This is a genomic window from Pseudarthrobacter sp. PH31-O2 (assembly GCF_030063265.1).
GTDB lineage: Bacteria > Actinomycetota > Actinomycetes > Actinomycetales > Micrococcaceae > Arthrobacter.
Window position 1 is genome coordinate 1,785 of the sequence record NZ_JASIST010000021.1, and the last position, 3,694, is coordinate 5,478.

At 55.7% G+C, this 3,694-nt stretch carries 2 rRNA genes (1 of these 2 running past the window's edge); both read right to left on the reverse strand.

What is annotated here, in order from left to right:
- A 23S ribosomal RNA gene (locus QMG72_RS17625) occupies positions 1-1,573 on the reverse strand (it extends 1,659 nt beyond the left edge of the window).
- 513 nt (positions 1,574-2,086) lie between these two features.
- A 16S ribosomal RNA gene (locus tag QMG72_RS17630) occupies positions 2,087-3,610 on the reverse strand.
- Together the 16S and 23S rRNA genes form the textbook arrangement of a ribosomal RNA operon.
- Between the last annotated feature and the right edge of the window lie 84 nt (positions 3,611-3,694).

Genomic DNA, 3,694 nt, shown 5'->3' on the forward strand with positions numbered 1-3,694 from the left:
TCGGGCAGTTAGTATCCCCTGTTCAACATGGACGGTTTTTCGCCGGTACGGGAATATCAACCCGTTGTCCATCGACTACGCCTGTCGGCCTCGCCTTAGGTCCCGACTTACCCAGGGCAGATTAGCTTGACCCTGGAACCCTTGATCATTCGGCGGACGGGTTTCTCACCCGTCTTTCGCTACTCATGCCTGCATTCTCACTCGTGTAGGCTCCACCGCTGGTTTACACCGCGACTTCACTGCCCACACGACGCTCCCCTACCACTCCAGACGCCTGAACCAACCCACAAGGGGCGGCTTAGCTAATATCTGAAATCCACAACTTCGGCGGTGTACTTGAGCCCCGCTACATTGTCGGCGCGGAATCACTTGACCAGTGAGCTATTACGCACTCTTTTAAGGATGGCTGCTTCTAAGCCAACCTCCTGGTTGTCTTCGCAACTCCACATCCTTTCCCACTTAGCACACGCTTAGGGGCCTTAGTTGGTGGTCTGGGCTGTTTCCCTCTCGACTATGAAGCTTATCCCCCACAGTCTCACTGCTGCGCTCTCACTTACCGGCATTCGGAGTTTGGCTGACGTCAGTAACCTTGTAGGGCCCATTAGCCATCCAGTAGCTCTACCTCCGGTAAGAAACACGCAACGCTGCACCTAAATGCATTTCGGGGAGAACCAGCTATCACGAAGTTTGATTGGCCTTTCACCCCTACCCACAGCTCATCCCCTCCATTTTCAACTGAAGTGGGTTCGGTCCTCCACGACGTCTTACCGTCGCTTCAACCTGGCCATGGGTAGATCACTTCGCTTCGGGTCTAGATCACGCCACTGCAACGCCCTATTCAGACTCGCTTTCGCTACGGCTTCCCCACACGGGTTAACCTCGCGACGTAACACTAACTCGCAGGCTCATTCTTCAAAAGGCACGCCGTCACCAGAATCAGACTGGCTCCGACGGATTGTAAGCACACGGTTTCAGGTACTGTTTCACTCCCCTCCCGGGGTACTTTTCACCTTTCCCTCACGGTACTGGTCCGCTATCGGTCATTAGGGAGTATTTAGGCTTATCAGGTGGTCCTGACAGATTCACACGGGATTTCTCGGGCCCCGTGCTACTTGGGATACTCCCCGGGCGGTGCACAACATTTCGGTTACGGGGCTCACACCCTCTCTGGCCGGCCTTTCAAGACCGTTCACCTATGCCTGCACTACACACCCCACTGTCCCGGCAGAGACAGAATGGGAAGTCCCACAACCCCGACCATGCAACGCCCGCCGGCTATCACACATGGAACGGTTTAGCCTGATCCGCGTTCGCTCGCCACTACTGACGGAATCACTATTGTTTTCTCTTCCTGCGGGTACTGAGATGTTTCACTTCCCCGCGTTCCCTCCACGCACCCTATGTGTTCAGATGCGGGTCACCAGGCAACTCGCGCCCCTGGCGGGGTTTCCCCATTCGGACACCCTGGGATCACAGTCCGGTTATCGACTCCCCCAGGCTTATCGCAGATTCCTACGTCCTTCTTCGGCTCCTAATGCCAAGGCATCCACCGTGTGCTCTTAAAAACTTGACCACAAAAGATCAAAAACGCTAATTTTCGAGAGAACCACGAAAACCAACCCACACACCCAAAGGCGCCCAGGTCAGATCCAGGTTCATATTCTTGGAAATTGCTTCTTATAAAAGATGCTCGCGTCCACTATGTAGTTCTCAAACAACAACCCCGTACCACACACCCCACACGCAACCCCCACAAAGGGACCAAACCGTGCGATCGATGCAGCCAGGAACAACCAGAAACACCAGCACCGGACACCACAGCGAAAACCGCGGAACCCGGCCCCTGTTGCCTCAGGACCCAACAGTGTGCCAAACACTAAACCACCAGCACCCCCCGCACACCGTTCCAGGAACCACACAAGTGCAGAACCGTACTAAGTGCCGCAGGAAAAACCAGCGGCCGCTACTTGTTGATATTCCACCCGTGAGCACCCGCCGCAGAACTAGCGTCTGCGCAACGGGCGTACTCCTGACAACCCCTCCACACTCACATACATGAGGCAAGGTGACTGTAGGTGCTCCTTAGAAAGGAGGTGATCCAGCCGCACCTTCCGGTACGGCTACCTTGTTACGACTTAGTCCCAATCGCCAGTCCCACCTTCGACAGCTCCCTCCCACAAGGGGTTAGGCCACCGGCTTCGGGTGTTACCAACTTTCGTGACTTGACGGGCGGTGTGTACAAGGCCCGGGAACGTATTCACCGCAGCGTTGCTGATCTGCGATTACTAGCGACTCCGACTTCATGGGGTCGAGTTGCAGACCCCAATCCGAACTGAGACCGGCTTTTTGGGATTAGCTCCACCTCACAGTATCGCAACCCTTTGTACCGGCCATTGTAGCATGCGTGAAGCCCAAGACATAAGGGGCATGATGATTTGACGTCGTCCCCACCTTCCTCCGAGTTGACCCCGGCAGTCTCCTATGAGTCCCCGCCATCACGCGCTGGCAACATAGAACGAGGGTTGCGCTCGTTGCGGGACTTAACCCAACATCTCACGACACGAGCTGACGACAACCATGCACCACCTGTAAACCGACCGCAAGCGGGGCACCTGTTTCCAGGTATTACCGGTTCATGTCAAGCCTTGGTAAGGTTCTTCGCGTTGCATCGAATTAATCCGCATGCTCCGCCGCTTGTGCGGGCCCCCGTCAATTCCTTTGAGTTTTAGCCTTGCGGCCGTACTCCCCAGGCGGGGCACTTAATGCGTTAGCTACGGCGCGGAAAACGTGGAATGTCCCCCACACCTAGTGCCCAACGTTTACGGCATGGACTACCAGGGTATCTAATCCTGTTCGCTCCCCATGCTTTCGCTCCTCAGCGTCAGTTAATGCCCAGAGACCTGCCTTCGCCATCGGTGTTCCTCCTGATATCTGCGCATTTCACCGCTACACCAGGAATTCCAGTCTCCCCTACATCACTCTAGTCTGCCCGTACCCACCGCAGATCCGGAGTTGAGCCCCGGACTTTCACGGCAGACGCGACAAACCGCCTACGAGCTCTTTACGCCCAATAATTCCGGATAACGCTTGCGCCCTACGTATTACCGCGGCTGCTGGCACGTAGTTAGCCGGCGCTTCTTCTGCAGGTACCGTCACTTTCGCTTCTTCCCTACTGAAAGAGGTTTACAACCCGAAGGCCGTCATCCCTCACGCGGCGTCGCTGCATCAGGCTTTCGCCCATTGTGCAATATTCCCCACTGCTGCCTCCCGTAGGAGTCTGGGCCGTGTCTCAGTCCCAGTGTGGCCGGTCACCCTCTCAGGCCGGCTACCCGTCGTCGCCTTGGTGAGCCATTACCTCACCAACAAGCTGATAGGCCGCGAGTCCATCCAAAACCACAATAAAGCTTTCCACCCCCCACCATGCGATGAGGAGTCATATCCGGTATTAGACCCAGTTTCCCAGGCTTATCCCAGAGTTAAGGGCAGGTTACTCACGTGTTACTCACCCGTTCGCCACTAATCCCCCAGCAAGCTGGGATCATCGTTCGACTTGCATGTGTTAAGCACGCCGCCAGCGTTCATCCTGAGCCAGGATCAAACTCTCCGTTGAAGTAAAACAGACACAACCAACACCCCCGGGAAAACGGGACGCATCAGCTGCACAAAATTTGAAACCAGCTGTAAAAACCAGACC